At 59.0% G+C, this 23,343-nt stretch carries 21 protein-coding genes and 1 pseudogene; 11 read left to right on the forward strand and 11 right to left on the reverse strand.

Annotation, left to right across the window (positions count from 1 at the left end; all coding sequences use genetic code 11):
* Nucleotides 1-83: 83 nt before the first annotated feature.
* On the forward strand, nt 84-755 hold the full coding sequence (locus C5748_RS22105) for a DUF502 domain-containing protein (protein WP_105744401.1): 672 nt from the start codon (nt 84-86) through the stop codon (nt 753-755).
* A gap of 288 nt (nt 756-1,043) precedes the next feature.
* Here C5748_RS22105 and recG read toward each other — a convergent pair whose 3' ends face one another.
* Entirely contained in the window at nt 1,044-3,152 is a 2,109-nt protein-coding gene (gene recG, locus C5748_RS22115; protein WP_105744453.1) for an ATP-dependent DNA helicase RecG, read from the reverse strand.
* Nucleotides 3,153-3,275: 123 nt separating this feature from the next.
* Between recG and C5748_RS22120 the strand changes: the two genes are divergently transcribed.
* Together C5748_RS22120 and mfd are read left to right on the forward strand one after the other, a co-directional pair.
* Nucleotides 3,276-3,563 carry an FAD assembly factor SdhE gene (locus C5748_RS22120; protein ID WP_105744403.1) on the forward strand — a complete coding sequence of 96 codons (288 nt, stop codon included), beginning with the start codon at nt 3,276-3,278 and terminating at the stop codon, nt 3,561-3,563.
* 7 nt (nt 3,564-3,570) lie between these two features.
* Nucleotides 3,571-7,065, forward strand: coding sequence for a transcription-repair coupling factor (gene mfd, locus C5748_RS22125; protein ID WP_105744405.1), 3,495 nt, complete (start codon nt 3,571-3,573; stop codon nt 7,063-7,065).
* A 62-nt stretch (nt 7,066-7,127) separates the two neighbouring features.
* On the opposite strand, the gene C5748_RS22130 is transcribed toward mfd, so the two are convergent.
* Nucleotides 7,128-7,802 (reverse strand): DsbA family oxidoreductase, encoded by a 675-nt coding sequence (locus C5748_RS22130; protein WP_105744407.1) that lies wholly within the window; start codon nt 7,800-7,802, stop codon nt 7,128-7,130.
* A 49-nt stretch (nt 7,803-7,851) separates the two neighbouring features.
* Complete coding sequence (locus C5748_RS22135; protein WP_245581922.1) at nt 7,852-9,579, reverse strand: extracellular solute-binding protein; 1,728 nt, start codon at nt 9,577-9,579, stop codon at nt 7,852-7,854.
* A 393-nt stretch (nt 9,580-9,972) separates the two neighbouring features.
* On the opposite strand from C5748_RS22135, the gene C5748_RS22140 reads away from it, so the two are divergent.
* A complete protein-coding gene (locus C5748_RS22140; protein WP_105744411.1) occupies nt 9,973-10,587 on the forward strand; it encodes an invasion associated locus B family protein in 615 nt (204 codons plus the stop codon).
* Between the two features lie 239 nt (nt 10,588-10,826).
* On the opposite strand, the gene hspQ is transcribed toward C5748_RS22140, so the two are convergent.
* On the reverse strand, nt 10,827-11,165 hold the full coding sequence (gene hspQ / locus C5748_RS22145; protein ID WP_105744413.1) for a heat shock protein HspQ: 339 nt from the start codon (nt 11,163-11,165) through the stop codon (nt 10,827-10,829).
* Between the two features lie 99 nt (nt 11,166-11,264).
* Between hspQ and C5748_RS22150 the strand changes: the two genes are divergently transcribed.
* Nucleotides 11,265-12,233 (forward strand): AEC family transporter, encoded by a 969-nt coding sequence (locus tag C5748_RS22150; RefSeq protein WP_105744415.1) that lies wholly within the window; start codon nt 11,265-11,267, stop codon nt 12,231-12,233.
* Here the strand turns inward: C5748_RS22150 and C5748_RS22155 are convergent.
* Complete coding sequence (locus C5748_RS22155; RefSeq protein WP_425350287.1) at nt 12,201-13,415, reverse strand: UbiH/UbiF family hydroxylase; 1,215 nt, start codon at nt 13,413-13,415, stop codon at nt 12,201-12,203. The two genes, C5748_RS22150 and C5748_RS22155, sit on opposite strands and share 33 nt — an antisense overlap.
* A gap of 256 nt (nt 13,416-13,671) precedes the next feature.
* Between C5748_RS22155 and pcsA the strand changes: the two genes are divergently transcribed.
* From pcsA to C5748_RS22185, 6 genes are all read left to right on the forward strand, one after another.
* The gene (pcsA, locus tag C5748_RS22160; RefSeq protein WP_105744418.1) at nt 13,672-14,433 is read left to right on the forward strand and encodes a phosphatidylcholine synthase; all 762 of its coding nucleotides are present in this window, start codon (nt 13,672-13,674) and stop codon (nt 14,431-14,433) included.
* A gap of 1 nt (nt 14,434) precedes the next feature.
* Entirely contained in the window at nt 14,435-15,409 is a 975-nt protein-coding gene (locus C5748_RS22165; protein WP_105744420.1) for a quinone oxidoreductase family protein, read from the forward strand.
* Nucleotides 15,410-15,524: 115 nt separating this feature from the next.
* Entirely contained in the window at nt 15,525-17,090 is a 1,566-nt protein-coding gene (locus tag C5748_RS22170) for an ABC transporter ATP-binding protein (RefSeq protein WP_105744422.1), read from the forward strand.
* A complete protein-coding gene (locus C5748_RS22175; RefSeq protein ID WP_105744424.1) occupies nt 17,090-18,181 on the forward strand; it encodes an ABC transporter permease in 1,092 nt (363 codons plus the stop codon). The genes C5748_RS22170 and C5748_RS22175 overlap by 1 nt, the downstream gene beginning before the upstream one ends.
* 2 nt (nt 18,182-18,183) lie before the next feature.
* Nucleotides 18,184-19,104: an ABC transporter permease gene (locus C5748_RS22180; protein ID WP_105744426.1), complete on the forward strand. Its 921-nt coding sequence runs from the start codon at nt 18,184-18,186 to the stop codon at nt 19,102-19,104.
* Nucleotides 19,105-19,163: 59 nt separating this feature from the next.
* Nucleotides 19,164-20,231, forward strand: coding sequence for a BMP family ABC transporter substrate-binding protein (locus C5748_RS22185; protein WP_105744428.1), 1,068 nt, complete (start codon nt 19,164-19,166; stop codon nt 20,229-20,231).
* A gap of 265 nt (nt 20,232-20,496) precedes the next feature.
* Here C5748_RS22185 and C5748_RS22190 read toward each other — a convergent pair whose 3' ends face one another.
* The 6 genes and pseudogenes from C5748_RS22190 to C5748_RS22215 form a co-directional block, all read right to left on the reverse strand.
* Nucleotides 20,497-20,967, reverse strand: coding sequence for a GNAT family N-acetyltransferase (locus C5748_RS22190; RefSeq protein ID WP_105744430.1), 471 nt, complete (start codon nt 20,965-20,967; stop codon nt 20,497-20,499).
* Between the two features lie 204 nt (nt 20,968-21,171).
* Nucleotides 21,172-21,657, reverse strand: a complete 486-nt coding sequence (bfr, locus tag C5748_RS22195) for a bacterioferritin (RefSeq protein ID WP_105744432.1) — start codon at nt 21,655-21,657, stop codon at nt 21,172-21,174.
* Complete coding sequence (locus C5748_RS28640) at nt 21,623-21,934, reverse strand: (2Fe-2S)-binding protein (RefSeq protein ID WP_105744434.1); 312 nt, start codon at nt 21,932-21,934, stop codon at nt 21,623-21,625. Before C5748_RS28640 ends, bfr begins: the two co-directional genes overlap by 35 nt.
* Nucleotides 21,935-22,424: 490 nt before the next feature.
* Nucleotides 22,425-22,739 carry a heme-degrading protein HmuQ gene (gene hmuQ / locus C5748_RS22205; protein ID WP_105744436.1) on the reverse strand — a complete coding sequence of 105 codons (315 nt, stop codon included), beginning with the start codon at nt 22,737-22,739 and terminating at the stop codon, nt 22,425-22,427.
* A 31-nt stretch (nt 22,740-22,770) separates the two neighbouring features.
* A complete protein-coding gene (locus tag C5748_RS22210; RefSeq protein WP_245581919.1) occupies nt 22,771-23,187 on the reverse strand; it encodes a hypothetical protein in 417 nt (138 codons plus the stop codon).
* 51 nt (nt 23,188-23,238) lie between these two features.
* A pseudogene (locus C5748_RS22215) lies at nt 23,239-23,343 on the reverse strand (IS5/IS1182 family transposase); the annotation flags it as partial.

Consider the following 23,343-nt stretch of genomic DNA (forward strand, 5'->3'; position numbering starts at 1 on the left):
TCATTTTGCGAAGACCCTGCGCTAGACCATTCTGGAGATAACGGCCATAGGGCAGGGTTGATGCATTTTCTGGAGATAACGGCATGATGCGGCTCAGGAACTATCTCCTGACCGGAATTGTCGTGGCGGCGCCGGTGGCGATCACGGCCTATCTGGTATGGGGATTCGTCGGCTGGGTCGACAGCTGGGTAAAGCCACTCATCCCCCACGCTTATAATCCCGACAATTATCTGCCGTTCACCGTGCCGGGCTTCGGTTTGATCGTCGCTGTCGTTCTGCTGACGCTCGTGGGCTTCCTGACGGCGAATTTCATTGGCAGAGCCATTATCAGGCTCGGCGAATATCTACTCGATCAGATGCCGCTCGTGCGCAGCGTCTATCGCGGGCTGAAACAGATTTTCGAAACCGTGCTTTCGGGAAAATCCAATACGTTCAAGCGCGTCGGCCTTATCGAATATCCGCGCAAAGGCATCTGGGCGATCGTATTCATCTCCACGGATGCGGAAGGCGAGATTTCCGATATCCTGGAAGAAAATGTCGGAAAAACGGCTGCCGTTTTTCTGCCCACGACGCCCAATCCCACTTCCGGATTTTTGCTCTACGTCCCGAAATCCGATATCGTCAATCTCTCGATGTCGGTGGAGGAGGGCGCCAAGCTGGTGATCTCGGCCGGGCTCGTCTCTCCCGAGTTCCAGGCGAGAACCAGAGCCTTGGCCGAAGAGGCCGGCGCTGTCGCCAAAACGGAGCAGGATTAAAGCGCGGTTCCTGTTTTGATGGAATCGCCTGGCCTTGCCCGATTCCATTGCCGAAGAAATGATTATCCGGATGGGGTGGTTGGGCTTCTCCACCCCCCCTCTGGCCTGCCGGCCATCTCCCCCTCAAGGGTGGAGATTAGCTGTCATGGATGACGGCACGTCACCTGCTGCGTGTGCGATTAGCGAAAGCGGAAATCATAGCCTAATCTCCACCCTTGAGGGGGAGATGGCCGGCAGGCCAGAGGGGGGTATCACCGCGCCAATGCTTCCGATGAAAAGTGAACCGCTCTATCCCGCCCGCAGCAGCCGCACCGCCTCGTCACGCCCGAAAATGTAGAGCAGGAGCCGCAATGCCGCGCCCCGCTCGCTTGCCAGATCCGGGTCGCGTTCCAGAACCAGACGCGCATCCTTGCGCGCGATCTCCAGGAGATCGCTATGAGCCTCGATCGCGGCCAGCCGGAAGCCGGGCGTTCCCGATTGCCGTGTGCCGAGCAATTCACCTTCGCCGCGAAGCTTGAGATCTTCCTCGGCGATACGGAAGCCGTCCTCGGTCTCGCGCATGACCTGCAGCCGTGCATGGGCGATTTCACCGAGCGGCCCCTTGTAGAGAAGCAGGCAGGTCGATGGCTTGTCGCCGCGTCCGACGCGACCGCGCAACTGGTGTAATTGCGCCAGCCCGAAGCGCTCGGCATGTTCGATGACGATGACGGTGGCGTCGGGGACATCCACGCCCACCTCGATGACGGTCGTGGCGACGAGGATGCGCGTTTCGCCACTCTTGAAGGCGCGCATCGCCTCATCCTTTTCCGCGCCGTTCATGCGCCCGTGGATGAGGCCCAATTGCTCGCCAAAGACCGGCTGCAGCGATTGGAAGCGCTCTTCAGCTGAGGTGAGTTCGACAAGCTCCGATTCCTCCACCAGCGGGCAGATCCAGTAGATTTTCTGGCCCTCGACAATAGCCGTGCGCATGCGGTCCACCAGTTCGTCCATCCGCTCCATGGGAATGGTCGCGGTGGTGATGGGTCTGCGTCCCGCGGGTTTTTCGGTGAGCTTGGATACATCCATATCGCCAAAGGCCGTCAGAACCAGGGTGCGGGGAATGGGCGTTGCCGTCATGACGAGCATGTCGGGTGCCGTGCCCTTGGCTGTCAGTTGCAGGCGCTGATGCACGCCGAAGCGGTGCTGCTCGTCGATGATGACCAGCACCAGATCGCTATATTCGACCTTCTCCTGGAACAGCGCATGCGTACCGATGATGATATGGATCGCGCCGCCCTTCAGATCGTCGAGGATCTGCTGGCGCTCGCGCCCCTTCTCGCGGCCGGTGAGGAGCGCTGCCCTGAGCCCGGCCTTCTGCGCAATCGGCGTGATGGTCGCATAGTGCTGGCGCGCCAAAACTTCTGTCGGCGCCATCAACGCCGACTGGCCGCCGGCTTCCGCCGCATGGGCCATGGCGAGCAGGCCGACCACCGTCTTGCCCGATCCGACATCGCCCTGGAGCAACCGCAGCATCCGGTCCGGCTCCTTGAGGTCGGCGATGATATCGTGCACCGCAGCTTCTTGACCGGCCGTCAGCGAATAGGGCAGCGCCGCCAGCACGCGGGTGACCAGATGCCCGTCGCCATCAAGCGGCCTGCCGGACAGTTTTCGCGTTTTTAGCCGCACAAGCGCAAGCGCAAGCTGTCCTGCCAGAAGCTCGTCATAAGCGAGCCGGCGACGCGGCGGGCTTTCGAGCGCGATATCGGTCGGGTCTTCCGGCTGGTGCAGTGTCTTTAACGCCTGTTCGTGGCTGGGGAACTGTTCGCGCGCCAGCAGCGCCGGCTCGATCCATTCGGGCAGCGGGGGAAGGCGAGTCAATGCCTCGCGTATGGCGCGCGTCAGCGTCTTCGGCGACAGGCCGGCGGTCAGCGGATAGACCGGCTCGACCAGCGGAAGCGAAGCCGCATCCTCGATGCTGGTAATATGATCGGGATGCACCATCGAGGCGCGGCCATTGAACCATTCCATCCGGCCGGAGACGATGATCGTTTCGCCCTCCGGCATCGTCCTTTCCAGCCAGGGCTGCTGCGCATGAAAGAACACCAGGGCGATTTCGCCCGTGTCGTCATGGGCGAACACCCGGTGAGGAACATTGCCGCGCCCGCGTGGCGCGGGCTGATGCCGGTCGACACGCACTTCGAGCGTGACGATGGCGCCTTCCTGCGCGAAGGCGATGCCCGGACGGCTGCGCCGGTCGATGATGCTGTGCGGCGGCAGGAAGAGAAGCTGGCCGACCCGTGATTCCGCGCCGGGTGCTTCGGTGCCAAGCAATTTTGCCAGAAGGGCGGCCACTTTCGGGCCGATGCCGGAAAGGGATCGAACTGAGGCGAAGAAAGGATCGAGCAGGGACGGGCGCATAGGATGCAGCTTTACCGCGTTCGTTTTACCTTGCAAGGCTGACAGGAGCGTCATCCCGCGCTATATGCACCGCAGCACTTTCCCGCTTCGATGATTAAGCGGCAATCTGGAGACATGATGGCAATGACGGGCAGCACGCGCACGAGCGCTGATCTCGATCCACGGCGACGCAAGCTCCTGTTTCGCTCCTGGCATCGGGGCATGCGCGAGATGGACCTGATCCTCGGCCAATATGCTGATGAATATATCGCGGAACTTTCCGACACTGATCTCGACGAATATGAAAGGCTGATGGAAGTGCTCGACCGCGATCTCCTACAATGGGTAACGGGCGAGGCCGCCACCCCTGAAGAATACGACACGCCGCTTTTCCGCGACATTATCGCCTTCCGTAAAAGAATGAAATTCTGAAACCACCATGCCTGTCTTTTCCAAAATCGGACTGAAACCCGGCCTCGCGCGTCATATCGTCATCGATGGTGTGGCGGATGGGTTCGAGGCATTCTGCCTTGCCCGCATCGTCGAGGAGATGGGCGAGGGCGGTCCCGTCCTGTTCATCGCGCGCGATGGCCAGCGCATTGCCGATATCGAGCAGACCTTAAGCTTCGTCCGTCCCGATCTCCCGGTTCTGAATTTCCCCGCCTGGGATTGCCTGCCCTATGACCGGGTTTCGCCGGGCGCCGATGCGGCTGCCCGAAGGCTTGCGGCAATGGCCGGCATGGTGGCGCTGCGGCAGAAAAAGCATCCGGGTATCATCATGGCGACGGCCAATGCCGTGCTGCAGAAGCTGCCGCCGCGCGAAACCATTGCCGAGCAGGTTTTCGTGGCCCGCCCGGGCAATCGCGTCGACATGAACGTTCTGGCGCAACACCTTGAAAGAAATGGATTTGAGCGCGTTCCGACGGTGCGCGACGTCGGTGAATTCGCCGTGCGCGGCGGCATTCTCGATCTCTATGCCCCGGGTTCGGACGAGCCGCTGCGCCTCGATTTCTTCGGCGATACGCTGGAGACGATCCGCGCCTTCGATCCGGCCTCGCAGCGCACCACCGGCACCCGCACGGAACTGTCGCTTCAGCCGATGAGCGAGGTGACGCTTTCGCCCGATGCGATCAGCCGTTTTCGCAGCAATTATATTCAGGCGTTCGGCGCGCCGTCTCGCGACGATGCGCTCTATCAGGCCATCACCGAGGGCAGGCGTTTCGCCGGCATGGAGCATTGGTTGCCGCTTTTCTACGACCGTCTGGAAACAATATTCGACCATACCGGCGATATGCCTGTCGTGTTCGATCATCTGGCGCATGAGGCATTGGCTGAGCGCCATAAGATGGTGCTCGATCATTATGAGGCGCGCAGACGCCAGGCGGACGGCAAGGAGCCGGGCGATGCGGTTCCCTATAAGCCGGTGGCGCCGGGAACGCTCTATCTCTCACCCGAGAAGGTGGAAGCCGCTGCCGCAGGCGCGGGAACACGCATCGACCTGACGCCCTTCAGCCAGCCGGATATGCCGGACCGCCGCGTCGTCCACGCCGATGTGCACAAGGGCCACAGCTTTGCCGAGGAGCGCGCCGCCAAGGATGCCAATCTCTTCGAAAGCGTCGTCAGCTACATCGGCGGCCTGCGGACTTCCGGCAAGAAGGTGCTGCTTGCGGCATGGAGCGAAGGATCGCTCGACCGGCTGATGCAGGTCCTGGACGAGCACGGGCTGGAAAAGATAGAGACGGTGCAGAATCTTGCGACTGTCAAGGCGTTGTCGCGCGACAAGATCACCGCCACCGTTCTGTTCATCGAAAGCGGTTTCGATGCCGGCGATCTCGTCGTGGTCGCCGAGCAGGATATTCTTGGCGACCGGCTGGTCCGGCATTCGAAGCGCCGGAAGCGCGATCGCGATTTCATCAGCGAAGTCGGGGCGCTGGCGGCGGGCGATATCGTCGTCCATGTCGATCACGGCATCGGGCGTTTCATCGGGCTGCGCACCATCACCGCGGCAGGCGCGCCGCATGATTGCCTCGAACTGCATTATGCGGGCGACGACCGCCTGTTCCTGCCCGTCGAGAATATCGAGCTTCTCTCTCGCTTCGGTTCGGAAGGGTCGGATGTAGCTCTCGACAAGCTCGGCGGCGGCGCATGGCAGGCGCGCAAGGCCAAGCTCAAGAAGCGGCTTCTCGAGATCGCCGGTCATCTGATCCGCATTGCCGCCGAACGGCAGATGCGCGGCGCGCCGGTGCTGTCGCAGCCCGATGGTGTTTATGCGGAGTTTGCCGCGCGCTTCCCCTATGACGAAACCGAGGATCAACAGACCGCTATCGATGCGGTTCTGGACGATCTGACGCTGGGCAAGCCGATGGACCGCCTGATCTGCGGCGATGTCGGCTTCGGCAAGACGGAAGTGGCGCTACGCGCCGCCTTTGTCGCTGCGCTCAATGGCTATCAGGTGGCAGTCGTCGTTCCCACCACGCTTCTGTCGCGCCAGCATTACAAGACATTCTCGACACGGTTTCACGGGTTGCCGGTCCATGTCGCGCAGGCTTCGCGCCTGGTCGGTTCCAGGGAACTCGCAGAGGTTAAAAAGGGTGCGGCGGAAGGCAAGATCGATATCGTCGTCGGCACGCACGCGCTTCTGGGGCAGGGCATCAACTTCAACAATCTCGGCCTTCTCATCATCGATGAGGAGCAGCATTTCGGCGTCAAGCATAAGGAGCGGCTGAAGGAGCTGAAATCGGACATCCACGTCCTGACGCTTTCTGCGACGCCGATCCCGCGCACGCTGCAACTGGCATTGACGGGCGTGCGCGAGCTTTCGCTGATCACCACACCGCCGGTCGATCGCATGGCGGTCCGCACCTTCGTCTCGCCCTTCGATCCGCTGGTCATCCGCGAAACGTTGCTACGCGAGCGCTATCGCGGTGGCCAGAGCTTTTATGTCTGTCCGCGCATCGCCGATCTGACCGAGGTGAAGGAGTTTCTCGACAGTCATGTGCCGGAGTTGAAGGTCGCCGTGGCGCACGGCCAGATGCCGCCGGGCGAACTCGACGATATCATGAACGCCTTCTACGACGGTCAGTACGACGTGCTGCTTTCCACCACGATCGTCGAATCGGGTCTCGATATTCCGACCGCCAACACCTTGATCATCCACCGCGCCGATATGTTCGGCCTGGCGCAGCTCTACCAGTTGCGCGGTCGCGTCGGGCGCTCCAAGCTGCGCGCTTTCGCGCTTTTCACCCTGCCGCCCAATCGCATGCTCACGCAGAACGCGGAACGCCGCCTGAAGGTGCTGCAATCGCTTGATACGCTGGGAGCCGGCTTCCAGCTGGCAAGCCACGACATGGATATTCGCGGCGCGGGCAATCTTCTGGGCGAGGAACAGTCCGGTCATATCCGCGAGGTCGGTTTCGAGCTTTACCAGCAGATGCTCGAGGAGGCCGTGGCTGAATTGAAAGGCACCGGCGAGATCGAGGATGCGCGCTGGTCGCCGCAGATTTCTATCGGCACGGCGGTCATGATCCCCGAAAGCTATGTGCCGGACCTGCAATTGCGGCTTGGCCTCTACCGCCGGCTTGCCGATCTGGAGGAGCCGCAGGAGATCGACGGCTTCGGCGCTGAACTCATCGATCGGTTCGGTCCGCTGCCGGAGGAAGTCCAGCATCTGCTCAAGATCGTGTTCATCAAGGCGCTATGCCGCAAGGCCAATGTCGAGAAGCTCGATGCCGGGCCGAAGGGCGCTGTGATCCAGTTCCGCAACAAGACTTTCGCAAATGCCACGGCGCTGGTGAAGATGATCGGAGAACAGGGTTCGATGGCCAAGATCCGGCCGGATCAGGGTATCGTGTTCATCCGCGATTGGCCAACGCCCGAAAAGCGCCTCAATGGCGCGGCGGTGATCATGATGCAACTGGCGAAGATTAGTGAATAGTGAATAGTGAATAGTGAGATAAAGCATTTTCTACCTCACTACCTCACTACCTCACTATTTACTCAGCGATCCTCCGCCGCTCCGGGTTCGAAGCCGTCGGCGGCCTGACGTATCGCATCGGCCAGGACATCGGCGGGCTGTGCGCCCATCACGGCATATTTCTGGTCGATGATATAACAGGGGACACCGCGAACGCCGATGCGGTTCGCGGTTTCAATCTCCTGCAGCACGCTTTCGCGGTCGGCATCGGTTGCAAGCAGGCTCGCCACGATCTGGCCGTCCATCCCCGATGCAGAGGCGGCATCGATCAGCACCTCGTGATCGCCGATATTCAGGCCCTGTTCGAAGTAAAACGAAAAGAGCTTGCCCACCAGTCGGTCCTGCGTTTCAGGCCTGGCCTGCGACGCCCACTGGATGACGCGGTGCGCGTCAAGCGTGTTGGGCGAGACCTCTATGGCGTCGAAATCGAATTCGATGTCTTCTTCTTCCCCAAGCTTGATCAGCTGGTCGTGCATTTCGTCCGAACGCGACAGGCTGCCGAATTTATCCTTGAGATAGACCTTGCGGTCCTTGCCGCGCGGCGGAATGGTGGGGTCGAGTTGGAACGGCCGCCAGCGAACGATAACGTCGAGTTCCGGCAGGAGATCGAGCGCCCGCTCCAGCCGTTTGCGGCCAACGAAGCACCATGGGCATACAATATCGGAAATCACATCGATTGTGATCTGCTTGTTCGTCATGTCGGTCTCCGGTGGTTGCCCGTGGTATCAAGCCGAATCTCTATGCAACCTATTTGGGATCATGCCACCATGTTGGCAACCGGAAACCGTAGAGGGACGTCTGTTCCGGATGCTTTATCCGCGACCATCGCGCCACCCATTGTTTCGGCAGATGATAGAGGGGAACATAATAGTTGCCGGAAATGAGGACGCGGTCGAGCGCACGGACCGCGCTGACGAAATCCTCCTGGCTGCGGGCCGCAATCAGGGCCTCGATCATCGCGTCGATGGCGGGTTCCGCTGCGCCCGGATAGTTGAAGCTGCCCTGGATGTCGCGCGAGGCCGCGCCCCAGCGCGCCCATTGTTCGTTGCCGGGCGACAGCGATGAGGTCAGCGCGCCGAGGATCATGTCGTAATCGAAGGTCTGCAGCCGCTGCTGGTATTGCGCGTCATCGACCGTGCGGATCGTGGCTGTTATCCCGAGCCGTCCCAGGGTCCGCGCATAGGCGAGGCTGACCTTCTCCTCTTCCGGTGTCCGTGTCATGATCTCGAAGGTGAGCGGGGTACCTGAGGGGGCGAACGCCTTTTCGTCATGGAACGTGTATCCGGCCTGCTTGAGCAGGTCGAAGGCTTTCCTGGTGGCCTCGCGGTCGCGCCCGGTGCCGTCTGTCGTCGGTGGACGATAGGTGCCGTCCATGACATCGGGCAGCACGGCATTGGGGAATTTCGCCAAGAGCGCTCTTTCCCGTGCATCTGCCGGATGGCCGATCGAGGAAAGCACCGAGCCGTCCCAGAAACCAGCCGTCCGTTCGTAGCGGCCATCGAAAAGATTACGATTGGTCCATTCGAAGTCGAACAGTTCCGTCAGCGCCTGCCTGACCCTGCGATCGGCGAATTTTTCCCGCCGCGTGTTGAAGACGAACCCCAGCATGTTTGCAGGTGTTCCCTTGGAAAAACGGTCCTTGATGACGAGACCCTGGCGGACCGCCGGGAAATCATAGGATTTTTCCCAGCGTATCGGGTCGCCTTCGATCAGGACATCAAGGATGCCCTTCTTGAACGCTTCGAAAAGCGACGTCTCGTTGCGGAAATACTCGACCGTGACCGTATCGAAATTGTCGGTGCCGCGCTTGGATGGCAGATCCTTGGCCCAATAATCGGGATTGCGCTTGTAGATGATGCGCTGGCCCGGCTGAACCTTGGAGACCAGATAGGGGCCGCTGCCGACAGGCGCGTTCAACGACGCATTGCCGAAAGTGGCTGGATCGACGGCATGTTGCGGCAGGATCGGCATCGTCGTGGCGATGAGCAGCGGAAATTCGCGGTTCGATTTGTCGTTGAAGGTGAAACGCAGGCCACGCTCGCCGACTTTCTCGATGCTGGCGATCCGATCCATGCGGTTATTGAAAGGAGGGCGGCCCTTTTCCGCCAAGAGTTTGAAGGAGAAGATGACATCATCCACAGTGACCGGCTGGCCATCGGACCATTTCGCATTGGGATTGAGTGTGAATTCGATCCATTTGCGCTCCGGGTCCATCTCGACCTTTTCCGCGATCAGCCCGTAGAGCGAGAAAGGCTCGTCGGCGGAACGCTCCATCAGTGGTTCGAAGACGAGATTTCCGAACTCGCCGTCGAGAAAGAGGCCGCGCGCCGTCGTGCGCATGCTTTTCAGCACGAAAGGATTGAGGCTGTCGAAGGTGCCGACCACGCCATAGGTAATGGCGCCGCCTTTAGGAGCGTCGGGATCGGTATAGGGGAAATGGCTGTAATCGGCAGGCAGCGCCGGCTCGCCATGCATGGCAATGCCGTAGGTCGGTTCGGCATTTGCCGATACCAGGCCTGCAAAGCCTATACCGATGGCGATGGATATATTTCGAATAAATCTGCCGAGCATTTCGGTATTTCCAGTCGATACGGCCTGCTCCCGCGGGGCTGGCCGATGATTCGCGGTCAAAACTAACATGGATCTTATAAGCACGAATATGGTAGGTTGTTGGTAGCAGGCGCCGGTTTCTCCGAAGAAATGGCCTGCATCGAACAAAAAACGTCGCTGGATTTGCCTGACCAAGCAGTGTAACACCGCCTGCGAGCAAAGGGTCACGCTGTTGCCGCATTTTGGCACCACTGACAGGCCAATCGTGACCCATCAATTGGAAACCGAGATCAGAGCGTTGAAAGGAACCTGTTGATCATGTCCATGACGAAGACACTCGCTGCCGCCTCCGCTGTTGCCGGCGCGTTCGCCTTGCTTGCAACCGCGACCTTGCCGGCGTCTGCGCAGCAGACTCCTCAGGGATGGTTCAAGGTCTGCTCGAAGCAGGAAGACAACGATATCTGCAACACACAGAACATCGTGACTGCCGATTCCGGCCAGCTTTTGACTGCGGTCAATCTGATTGAGATCAAGGGCAAGATCAACCGCAAGATTTTTCAGGTTTCCGTTCCCACGGGCCGTATGATCCAGGCGGGCGTCGGCCTGCAGGTTGACGCCAATAAAACGCAGAAGATCGATTACGGCATCTGCTTTCCCGATCGCTGCATCGCCGAAGTGGCGCTGTCCGACGAACTGGTCAATGCCTTGAAGAAAGGCGGCAAGCTTACGCTGACCTCCGTCAACTTCCAGAACAAGCCAAACCCGATCAACGTTTCGCTGACTGGTTTTTCCCAGGCGCTGACCGGCCCGGGCCTGCAGCAGCCGGAACTGGAAGCACGCCAGAAGGAGCTTCAGGACGCGGTTCAGAAGCGCCAGAAGGAATTTGAGGCCAAGATGAAAGCGGAGCAGGAAAAGGCCAAGGCCGGCAACTGATCTGATCCAAGCCTCGCAAAAGTAAGAAAAAGGGACGCCACAAGCGTCCCTTTTTGTATTCGCACTCGCAAGATGTCTTGGAGCCGTTCACTTTCAGGCGAAAAGGAAGCGTTCAGGCGCTTCTCACTCGGTGACAACGTATGCCAACCGTAGCAACGCGGCATCGTCGAGGCATCTCCGCAATTCCGGCGGTGAAGAATAGTGGAAGGCCGGGCGATTTCGACAAAATAGGAACAGCCCTAATGCGCGTGCTGGATTTTCACCTTGTAAAGACCGTTCTCCACTTTCTCGAACAGATCCTTTATCTGGGGATGGCGCAGTGGCTCACCGCTGGTGTCGGGCAATAAATTCTGTTCCGAGACATAGGCGACATATTCGCTTTCCGCATTTTCAGCGAGCAGATGATAGAACGGCTGGTCCCGGTGCGGTCGCACGTCTTCGGGGATCGATTGATACCATTCTTCGGTATTGGCGAATTCCGGATCGACATCGAAAATGATGCCGCGAAAGGGGAACAGCCGATGCTTGACAACCTGGCCGATCTGGAATTTCGCGTGCTTGATCTGTGTTATGCCCATTGTATTTGATATCACTACCATATGCTGAACTCGGGTATGCCCTGACCTATCAGTCCCTCGCACATTTGTATCCATTAAAAATCAACGGTTTGCCCACTGATGGTCAGCATTCTCAACCTTGTTCTGCCCTTCTTCGGATTGATATTCATCGGTTTTGTCGTTGCCCGCATCACCCGGCAGCCTGTCGAGGCGCTGGGCTGGATGAATACCTTTATTATTTATGTGGCGCTGCCGGCCCTGTTTTTCCAGCTTTTGTCGAAAACGCCGGTAGCCGAACTCACGCAATGGCGCTTCGTCGTGGGCACCACTTTGTCCACCTTCATCGTGTTTTCGCTGATGTTCGCCATCGCGATGGCGCGGTCGCGGCGCAATATCGCAAGCAGCACCATCGAGGGGCTTGCCGCCGCCTACGGAAACATAGGCTATATGGGGCCGGGTCTGGCGCTACTGGCTTTCGGGCCGGCCGCTGCCGTTCCCGTTGCCATGGTCTTCTGCTTCGACAATGCCCTGCATTTCACTGTCGCACCGCTGATGATGGCGCTTGCCGGCGACGACAAGCGCGGCCTGCTGCCATTGATGGGTGATGTGGTGCTGAAGATCGTCACGCATCCTTTCATCATTGCGACGGTAGTCAGCATCACAGCAGCGGTGTTCGAGCTGCAACTTCCCCCCGCCGCGGCGCGCATCGTCGAGTTTCTTGCCGGCGCAGCGGCGCCATGTGCGCTATTCGCCATGGGTGTCACGCTGGCGCTGCGTCCCGTGAAGAGAGTGCCGACGGAGCTTTACCTGATCGTGCCGATCAAGCTGATCCTGCATCCGCTGATCGTCTATGTCGCTCTCAATCTTCTCGGAGATTTCCCGCCTGTTTGGGTGTTCTCCGCCATGCTCATGGCGGCGCTGCCCACGGCGACCAATGTTTTCGTGATCGCTCAGCAATATGGCGTATGGGTCGAACGCGCTTCGACCAGCATTCTGGCGACCACCGTTTTTTCGGTCATAACGCTGACGATACTGCTCTATTCCATGAAGGAAGGACTATTGCCGCCTGACTTTTGGGTGCCGCGCTGAGAGGATACCGCTGAAACCGCTGCCGGGGCGCAGCCCCTCGCGCATGAAGAAGCTGCGGAGCGGCGCAAACGAGCGCAGGAGCTCCAGCCCCATGCTGCGCGCCAGCTGCGCGGGCAGGAAGCCCGTCAGGAGCGAACGGTTCAGGGCATCGACCGACCCCGTGCGCGCCAGGACATCCGGACGCCGCAGCCTGTCATAGGCGCGGGTAACGTGTTCAGAGCCGACATCGTCTTGATCAGTCTTCAGCGCGTTCAGAAGTGTTTCGACATCGCGCACGCCGAGATTGAGCCCTTGCGCACCGATGGGAGGAAAGACATGCGCGGCTTCACCGACAAGAACGGTCCGGTTGGCGGCGAAGGCATTGGGGACGAGGCCCGACAGTGGCCAGGCTTGCTGTTTCGTTTCAACCGCGATCTTGCCGAGCATCGATTGCATACGCTCCTCGACATGCTGTGCCAGCGCAACCGGATCGAGTGCCATCAGCGTATCGGCAAGCGCAGGATTGGCGACCCAGACGAGGTTGGAACGGCGTCCGGGCAGGGGAACCTGGGTGAAAGGTCCGTCTTCGGTGTGGAACTCGGTCGAAATGTTCTCATGCTCGAGTGCATGGGTGAAAGACAGGACGACGGCCGTCTGCGGATAATTCCAGCGGCGGGTTTGGATTCCCGCTGCCTCGCGGGCAAGCGAACCACGTCCGTCGCAGGCGACGAGAAGCCGCGCAGCCATCTCATGGCCATCATCGGTTTCGATGACGACCCCGTTTGCCGAATGTCTGTAACGGGTTGCGGATGAAAGGATGCGACTGATGCGCCGGTTGACGTCGACGGCGCCGGAAAGAACCTTGTTCAGGACGGTGTTCGGCATATTGTATCCGAACGCCGCTTCGCCGATTTCGCCGGCGTGGAATGTGACGGCGGGGCTCCTGATCAGGCGGCCGGTGGCATCGACGATCCGCATGGTCGCCAGAGGCGCGGCCTCGGGCGAAATAGTTTGCCATATGCCAAGCCGTTCCAGAAAGCCGATCGCCGGCATCATCAGCGCCGTCGTCCGCTGGTCGTTTTCGCCGACGGCTGGTCCAACGAGCGTCACGTCATGGCCGTCGGCGGCAAGTGCCAGCGCCGCGATCATTCCCGCTGGGCCGCTGCCCGCGATGACGATTTCCTTCGCAATCTTGCCGACCATGTGTATTTCCTCGCGTCCCGATCCCAATCCTACTTGGCTCATTCGAACCTTGGCTCAAGCCTTGGTATTGCCTACGAAAGCATCATCTATGTCTGGACAAGGCAAAAGGCACGGAAAAATTGTCGCGCAAGCCATCTTCCATGGGATGAAATGCGATTTATGGGATAGCTCCCTTGCTCTTTAAGGATTATTTGAGAAAAGCTGACTGCACGAAAACGCCTTACATCAGGACCGGCAGAAAGAATCGGCAAAACACGTGAAAACGAAACTGGGTGGAAAAATCAGAACTAAAAGGGTCACTGCTCCGCAGGCCAAGGCTTTTTCGGTTCATCTGCTGACCGCGTCCGGTTCATTTCTGGCGTTCCTTTCCATCGTCGCGGCGAGCGAGGATCGCTGGACCGCCATGTTCTGGTGGCTCGGCCTGGCCCTGTTCGTCGACGGCATAGACGGGCCGATCGCCCGCAAGCTCGACGTAAAATATGTTCTGCCCACCTGGTCCGGCGAACTCCTCGATAATATCATCGACTATGTCACTTATGTGCTGATCCCGGCCTTTGCGCTCTATCAGAGCGGCTTCATGGGCGAGGGGCTTTCCTTCCTGTCGGGCGCGATCATCGTGATATCGAGCGCGATCTATTATGCCGATACGAGCATGAAGACGAACGAGAACTTCTTCAAGGGATTTCCCGTTGTCTGGAATATGGTGGTTTTCACGCTGTTTATCGTCAAACCGGGAGAATGGATCGCGTTCGCAACGGTGGTCGTCTCCGCGATCCTGTCCTTCGTGCCGGTCTATTTCTTGCACCCCGTCCGCGTCGTTCGCCTGCGGCCGCTCAATCTTACGGTTTTCATTTTGTGGTGCGCCCTTGGTGCGCTGGCGCTTCTCTATGCGCTCGACGCGCCGCTGTGGGTGCGCATCAGCGTATCGATTACCGGTATTTATCTTTACTGCATCGGCGCACTGATGCAGTTTTTCCCACGATTGGGGCGTGTCGGCGCCTCGGATAATGGAGCGTAACATGATCCACGCCATTCGCGTTCATCAAGTCGGCGGCCCCGAGGTTCTTTCCTACGAAACGGTGGAAATCGGCGAGCCGGGCCCCGGCGAGGCCAAGATTCGGCATGAAGCCATCGGCCTCAATTTCATCGACGTCTATTTCCGCACCGGTCTTTATAAGGCAGCCGCGCTCCCGTTCATCCCGGGCAATGAGGGCGCAGGCACTGTCATATCCGTCGGGCCCGATGTCAGTCATGTAAAGCCGGGGGACCGCGTCGCCTATGTCGCGTCGCCGGGATCCTATGCTGATGAGCGCATCGTCGCCGCCGATCGCCTGGTGATTGTGCCGGATGCCATCGATCTGCAGACCGCCGCTTCGGTCATGCTCAAAGGCATGACGGCGCAATATCTTCTGCGCCGGACGTTCAAGGTCAAGAAGGGTGACACCATCCTGTTCCATGCCGCAGCCGGCGGCGTCGGCCTTATTGCCGGGCAATGGGCAAAGCATCTGGGCGCAACCGTCATCGGGACCGCCGGATCGCCGGAAAAGATCGAGCTTGCAAAGGCCCATGGCTACGACCACGTCATCAACTATCGCACCGATGATTTCGTCGCGCGCGTGAAGGAATTGACCGACGGCCAGAGCGTCGATGTGGTCTATGATTCGGTCGGCAAGGACACCTTTCCAGGTTCGCTCGATGTCCTCAAGCCGTTCGGCATGTTCGTCAGCTTTGGCCAGTCCTCAGGTTCCATACCGCCATTCGATATAGGGCTCCTGGGGCAAAAGGGTTCGCTCTTCGCCACACGGCCATCGCTCTTCGCCTATATCGCCAAGCGGCAGGACCTTGAGACTTCCGCGAAGGATCTCTTTTCGGTTATCGAGAGCGGTGCCGTTTCGGTCAAGATAAACCAGAGCTACCCGCTGCGCGATGTCGCCAAAGCCCACGCCGACCTGGAAGGTCGCAAAACGACAGGCACGACGGTGCTTATTCCATAGGCGGGCGTTGCCGCTGCATCTTTGATGTGCGAAATTCACGGTGCGTGAGCTTTTCCACTTCCCAATATTGCCGGTGCCGTCATAAGATCGCCGACAATAATGCCTTTGGGGAACTATGTCAGTCACTTCCACGGACCAGCCTCTTCTGGATGTTCGCCGGATCACCAAGAATTTCGGTAATCTCGTAGCGTGTGACGCGATCGATCTCGTCATTCGGACCGGTGAGATTCATGCTCTTCTCGGCGAAAACGGCGCGGGAAAATCCACATTCGTGAAAATGCTGTTCGGCTCGCTGCAGCCGGTATCGGGTGAGATCTTCTGGAAAGGGCAGACCGTCGGCATTGCCAGCCCTGCCGTCGCACGTTCTCTCGGCATCGGCATGGTTTTTCAGCATTTTTCGCTTTTTGACTCGCTGACGGCAGCTGAAAATATCGCGCTTTCACTCGACAAGGCCATTCCGCTGTCCGATATAGCCAATCGCGCACGCGACATCGGCCAGGCCTACGGACTGCCGCTCGATCCCGATGCGCTGGTCGGCGATCTCTCGGTGGGCGAACGCCAGCGCATCGAGATCATCCGTTGTCTTCTGCAGGAACCGGATCTCATCATCCTGGATGAGCCGACATCTGTCCTGACCCCGCAGGAAGCCGATCGCCTGTTCGTCACGCTGGAACGGCTGCGATCCGAGGGAAAGTCCATCCTCTATATCAGTCATCGCCTGGAGGAGGTGAAACGGCTCTGTGACCGCGCGACCGTGTTGCGCCACGGCAAGGTCGTGGCGCAATGCGATCCCCGCCAGGAAACGGCGGCATCGCTGGCGCGGATGATGGTCGGCAACGACATCCAGGTCGTTCATCGCGAGGCTCCGGCTGGCGGGGAGGGCGAGGCGCTGCTTGAAATCGCCGGGCTGAGCCAGCCGCCGCGCGGGCCTTTTTCCACGGCGCTGCGCGACATGCGACTTTCCGTTCAAAGTGGCGAGATCGTCGGGATCGCCGGCGTCGCCGGCAACGGGCAGGGCGAATTTTTCGAAGCTGTGTCGGGTGAGGTGACGCAGGCCGGCCCCGATATCATTCGTATCGGCGGGGTCGCTGCCGGACGGGCCGGCATTTCGCGGCGCAGGCAGCTTGGCGCGGCATTCGTGCCCGAAGAACGCCTGGGACATGGCGCCGTGCCGGAATTGCCGTTGACCGACAATCTGTTCCTCTCGCGCTACAGCACCGACAGCAGGACATTCCTGCGCGGCGGATCGCTCAAAATGCTGGCGCAGGACACATTGCAATCTGCCGTAAAACGCATCGTCAAGATGATGGATGTCCGCAAGAGCGGCGAAAATCCCGATGCGTCGGCACTTTCCGGCGGCAATCTGCAGAAATTCATCATCGGGCGCGAATTGGACCGCAAGCCCGCCGTTCTCGTCGTCAACCAGCCGACATGGGGTGTCGACGCGGGGGCGGCGGCGCATATCCGGCAGGCGCTGATCGATCTGGCGCGCAGCGGATCCGCCGTCCTGATCATCAGCCAGGATCTGGATGAATTGCTGGAAATCTGCGACAGGATAGCAGTGATGAATCACGGCACCCTTTCCGAAGCGCTTCCCATACGCGACGTGACGCTGGAGAAGATCGGCCTGATGATGGGCGGTGCCGATGCGGGGCATGCAAGTGTGGGCGGAATGGCGTAATGCGTATCGAACTGGTCAAGCGGCCACAGCATTCTGTCCTGTTCAGTGCGCTTTCTCCGCTTATCGCGCTGGCTCTGACGCTGATTGCCGGCGCGGCGCTTTTCGCCCTCATGGGCAAGGACCCGCTGACCTCGCTTTACGTCTATTTCGTCGAACCGCTTCTCGATGTCTGGTCCCTGCACGAACTCATGGTCAAGGCGGCCCCGCTGGTCCTCATCGCGGTCGGCCTTTCGCTTTGCTATCTCTCCAACAACTGGAACATCGGCGCCGAGGGCCAGTTCATCGCCGGCGGCATTGCCGGCTCGATCCTTCCCGTCATGTTCCCCGAATTCCAATCCTGGATCGTGTTGCCGCTGATGCTGCTGATGGGCATGGCCGGCGGTGCCGCTTATGGCTCCATTCCGGCTTTCCTGAAGGTCCGCTTCAACACCAATGAGATCCTGACGAGCCTGATGCTGGTCTATGTCGCGCAGTTCTTTCTCGACTGGATCGTGCGCGGCCCTTGGCGCAATCCCGAGGGCTATAATTTTCCGGAGACGCGGCAGTTCAACGATTCCGCCATCCTGCCGGAAATATGGACGGCATCCGGCCGAGCCCATTGGGGCATCATCCTGGCCCTCGTCGCAGCGCTCGGACTTTGGTTCCTCCTGTCGCGGACGATGAAGGGCTTCGAGGTCAGGGTATTGGGAAACAGCCCGCGGGCAGGGCGCTTCGCCGGTTTCAGCGCGGGCAGGATGACGTTCTTCGTCTTCCTCGTCTCCGGCGCTCTGGCCGGGCTTGCCGGAATCTCGGAAGTATCAGGCGCAATCGGCCAGCTGCGAACGAGCATTTCGCCGGGATACGGCTTCACGGCCATCATCGTCGCCTTTCTGGGAAGGCTCAATCCGCTGGGGATCGTGGCGGCCGGGTTTGTCCTGGCATTGTCCTATCTCGGCGGCGAGGCGGCGCAGGTGGCTATCGGCATTTCGGAAAGATCGGCCCGTGTCTTCCAGGGTATGATCCTGTTCTTCGTTCTGGCGAGTGATACGTTGATCCACTACCGCATCCGGCTGGTTTCCACGCCGGTCGGCAAGCCTGTGCGGGAGCGATGACGATGGACATGACACAAGCCATCCTCCTGACGATCGCCACGGCCGCCACGCCGCTACTCATAGCGGCGATGGGAGAACTGGTGGTGGAGCGCTCCGGCGTTCTCAATCTCGGCGTCGAGGGCATGATGATCATGGGCGCGGTGACCGGATTTGCCGTCGCGCAGCTAACGGGTTCCGCATGGCTCGGCATGTTCGCCGCCATCCTGGCGGGCGCCGCCTTCTCGCTGCTGTTCGGTTTTCTGACCCTGACGCTGGTGACCAATCAGGTCGCGAGCGGGTTGGCTCTCACCCTTCTCGGTCTCGGCGTCTCCGCCATGATCGGCGAGCCTTTCGTTGGCCTGCCAGGCATCCGCTTGGAGCCAATCCGAATTCCCTATCTTACGGAGCTTCCGCTGGTCGGACGGTTTTTGTTCGGGCAGGACCCGATCTTCTATCTGTCGATCCTGCTGGTCGCAGGCGTCAGCTGGTTCCTCTTCCGCACAAGGGCCGGATTGACGCTGCGCGCCATCGGCGACAATCATGGTTCGGCCCATGCGCTCGGCGTCCACGTGGTGCGCACGCGCTATCTCGCCGTGCTTTTCGGCGGCGCCTGTGCCGGCCTTGCCGGGGCGCAGCTGTCGCTCGTCTATGTCCCGCAATGGGTCGAGAACATGACAGCCGGGCGAGGCTGGATCGCGTTGGCGCTCGTGGTCTTTGCCTCGTGGCGGCCATGGCGGGTCCTGGTCGGCGCCTATCTCTTCGGTGCGGTGACGATCGGCCAGCTGCATGCGCAAGCCCTGGGGATCGGCCTGCCGTCGCAGCTTCTTTCTTCTCTGCCCTATCTGGCAACGATACTGGTTCTTGTTCTAATCTCGCGGAATAGGCGGCTGACGATGATGAACACCCCGGCTTCGCTCGGGAAACCATTCGTTCCGGACCGATGACAAGTACAAGGGAACATTCCTGTCATTCAGGATGCGTTATCAACAGGAGAACAGGCAATATGAAAAAGATGCTTCTGGCGCTGGCCGCGGTGGCGAGCTTCGCTTTGGGTGGCGCCGCCCATGCTCAGGAGAAGCTCAAGGTGGGCTTTATCTATATCGGCCCGCCCGGTGATTTCGGCTGGACCTATCAGCACGATCAGGGCCGCAAGGCGCTTGAGGCCGCGCTCGGCGACAAGGTCGAGACGACTTTCCTGGAAAACGTGCCGGAAGGTGCGGATGCGGAGCGCTCGATCGAGCGTCTGGCGCGTGCGGGCAACAAGTTGATCTTCACTACATCCTTCGGCTATATGGATCCCACGATCAAGGTCGCCAAGAAATTCCCGGATGTGAAGTTCGAACACGCGACCGGCTACAAGACCGCCGAAAACGTTTCGGTCTATAATTCGCGCTTCTATGAGGGCCGCTACATCCAGGGCCAGATAGCCGCCAAGATGTCGAAGGCCGGTGTCGCCGGCTATATCGCCTCGGTTCCGATCCCCGAAGTCGTGCAGGGCATCAATTCCTTCATGCTCGGCGCGCAGTCGATCAATCCGGATTTCAAGGTGAAAGTGATCTGGGTGAATTCCTGGTTCGATCCAGGCAAGGAAGCGGACGCCGCCAAGGCGCTGATCGACCAGGGTGTCGACATCATCACCCAGCACACAGATTCCACCGCAGCCATGCAGGTGGCGGCGGAGCGCGGCATCAAGGCGTTCGGTCAGGCGTCTGATATGATCAAGTTCGGTCCCGAGACGCAGCTGACATCGATCGTCGACAATTGGGCACCGTATTATATCGAGCGCGCCCAAGCCGTTCTTGACGGCACATGGAAATCGCAGAACATCTTCCACGGCATGCATGAGGGGCTGGTCGTCATGGCGCCCTATACAAACATGCCTGACGATGTGAAGAAAATGGCCGAGGAAACCCAGGCGAAGATCACCTCTGGAGAGCTGAAGCCCTTCACCGGCCCGATCAAGAAACAGGACGGATCGGAATGGCTGAAGGAAGGCGAAACCGCCGATGACAAAGCCATTCTCAGCATGAATTTCTACGTCGCAGGCGTCGACGACAAGCTGCCGCAATAAGGGATTTCGATCTCCAGCGAAATATGAGGGGCGCGGGGAAACCGGCGCCCTTTGATTTCGGAGTGGGTCCCAATCTGATGGAAACGCCGGGCCTTACATTCGGCACCGTCGGAACTGTGGAGATGGTGAGGCATGGATTCCTGTGACAAGCACAGGAATCCATGCCTCGCCGATGCCGCTGTTGCTACGGTTGGAATAGGGTGATTGCCACCGTAAAGATTGAGGAATGACTGAACGTATCGTTTCCGTCTAAAAGTGAACCGCTCTACAGCGTCAGCTTCATGCCCTCGTGGCTGTCGACAAAGCCCAATGATTTGTAAAAGCGGTGGGCATCGACACGCGACTTGTCGGTCGTCAGCTGCAGGACACCACAATTGCGTGCCCGGGATTGCTCGATCGCCCAGCCGATCATCTTTCGGCCGATGCCGCCGCCGCGAAAATCGCGCGCAATCCTTACGCTCTCGATCTGGCCGCGCCAGAGGCCGATGCGCGACAGACCAGGAATGAAGGATATTTGTAGGCAGCCGACAATTTTGTTTTCGGCTTCCACAACGGCAAGAAACTGGTTGGGATCACGGTCGATCGCCTCGAACGCCGAGAGATATCTCCCATGTAAGGGGAGGCTCGTATCCTCCCGCTTGGCTCCGAGTTCATCATCCGCCAACATCGCAACGATATCAGGCAGATCGCGGAGGACGGCTTTCCTGAATGTCAGTGCGTCCTCATTCTTCTGCATTAGATGGCCATCCCGTGCAAATCCCAAACGTCGCTTCGTTCGATCTTGACCGTGACGAGCGCGCTTGGCCGCTTAGCATAAAGACGGTCATTTCGTAAATGCCCGCACATCATTGATCGCCGCAAGCATTCGCAGAAGCAGCCACTGAAACGAAACGACCGGGTTTTGAACCCGGTCGTCGTCATCCCATCATCGTGCGAACGGTTATTCCGCTGCATCCGCCGGGGCTGCATTGAGCAGTCCGTAGCGCTCCTCGCCGATCTTGGCGAGCAGGTCGAGCTGGGTTTCGAGGAAGTCGATATGGCCTTCCTCATCCTTCAAAAGCTCGTCGAAAAGCTGTTTGGTAACGTAATCACCAAGCTCGTCGCAGATTTCGCGGGATTTCTTGTAGGAGGTGCGGGCATCATATTCGCCCTTGAGGTCCGACTCCAGCACTTCCTTGACATTCTGCCCGATGTGCAGCGGTGCGACGGTTTGCAGGTTGGGATGACCTTCGAGGAAGATGATGCGTTCGATGATGCGGTCGGCGTGATGCATCTCTTCGATGGATTCCGCCCGCTCCTTGTTGGCGAGGCGCTTATAGCCCCAATCATCGAGAAGCCTGTAATGCAGCCAATATTGATTGACCGCCCCCAGTTCGAGGAACAGAGCCTCGTTAAGCCGCTCGATGACCTTTATGTCGCCCTTCATGCTGTATGCTCCCGTATTGCTGACGTAGCGAACGAACACGATCGATAAACGATATGACTTCGTTATCGTTCTGGTCGTGCCGAAGATGATATTCTTCAGTCACTCTTATGATCGTTTCGACAACGTTTGGGAAGCATCCACAGCAGCGCCCGCGCTTCTGGAGAGCATGGTAGACTTTTGCGGGAACAATGAGTTGCCAGCAATCTTCATCGAGGAGCGAGACAATCATGTCCTCGATCTCTTTCTGGGTAATAATGTTGCAATGACACACAAGCATCAGAATGCAAAACCCATGTCAGGACCAGCGCCACGCAAATATATGGTGTTTGGGCAACAAGTCTTCGGCGAGGAAGCGCCAAGATGAAGGCGCACTTCCAGCGCGGAATATCTTTGTCTGTTCCAGAGAGACGCGGCTGCTTTATTGAACAGCCATGGTGAACCGACCACAGGTTCCTCCAATCGCAAGGGTTAAAGGCCCAAACATCAAAGGGTTGCACTTCACGAGTACCCCCTCATATGGGGGAGGAGGGGCCGAAATGTCAAATTCTATCTTTTGGAATAGTTCTAGATATCAATAGGTTAGAATAATTCTAAACTTGAGTGAAAGTACCAGCTTTAAATGGAAAAATGCGTTCCGGCGTGTCGGAAAACTCATTGTTTACAGCTGAAACAGGGCGATGCGTCAAATCGCCTCATAGATGGATCTCCCCGGGTTTCACGGCCCGGGGAACGCTTCTCGGCACTCGATAAGGCGCGCTCAGGTGGAATCAGACTCCTTCGACGACGTTGAAACCTTCGAACTGCGGCGGCCCCAGATAGAGCACGTTGTTGTTGCCGGCATTCTTGTGCGCATTGCGGAAATGCTCGGATTTGGTCCAGGCGATGAAATCGTCCTGGCTGCGCCAGACGGTGTGCGAGGCATAAAGCGTGTAGTGTTCATCCGCATTGTGGGGCCCGCGCAGAAGATGGAACTCCACGAAGCCGGGCAATTCCTTCAGGCTCGAATCGCGGTTTTTCCAGACGGTTTCGAACGCTTCCTCGGAACCATCCTGAACTTTGAACCTGTTCATGGCGATATACATTCATGCATTCTTTTCAATAAGGCAGCGGCTGTCAGATGCCGAAACGGACGGACGATTTGGAGCTGGTCTTCAGCTGCCGGATGCAGGCACCCTCGGTAACGCCTTCGCCCGAACATTCCGTCGCATCGTTGATCAATATACGGCTGATGTTGTCGCATGCGATATTGGCAAGATCGAAGCGGCGTACCTTGGTCTTTCCCGCAGGCAATGTCTTGAAATCGAGGAGGGCCAGGCGCTCGACCCTTTCTTCTGCATTGAAGAGAACCATCTCGAACGTCACCTTGTCCAACTGGACGCTCAGCTCATTGGCGGCCACGAAGGTCAGGCGACACCCTTTGTCGGATGTATCGAGCGCATTCAACTCGAGATTTAGGGCAGGCGTCGAGCCGGGTTCCTGCGGGGAGTCCTGACTTGACGCCTGCCCTGCCGCACCCAGTGAAAGCGCCAAAACCGCGGTCAGAAATCGGCATGTCTTCACTAGGTCGTAGTGACGATTTAACTATTTGAGCCAGATGGCGATTGCGGCGAGTTTGACGAACCCCATGAAATTGGAGAGGAGCTTGTCGTATCGAGTTGCGACGCGTCGGAACTGTTTGAGCTTGTT

Origin of the sequence: Phyllobacterium phragmitis (assembly GCF_002980495.1) — a bacterium.
Taxonomy (GTDB): Bacteria; Pseudomonadota; Alphaproteobacteria; order Rhizobiales; family Rhizobiaceae; genus Paramesorhizobium; species Paramesorhizobium phragmitis.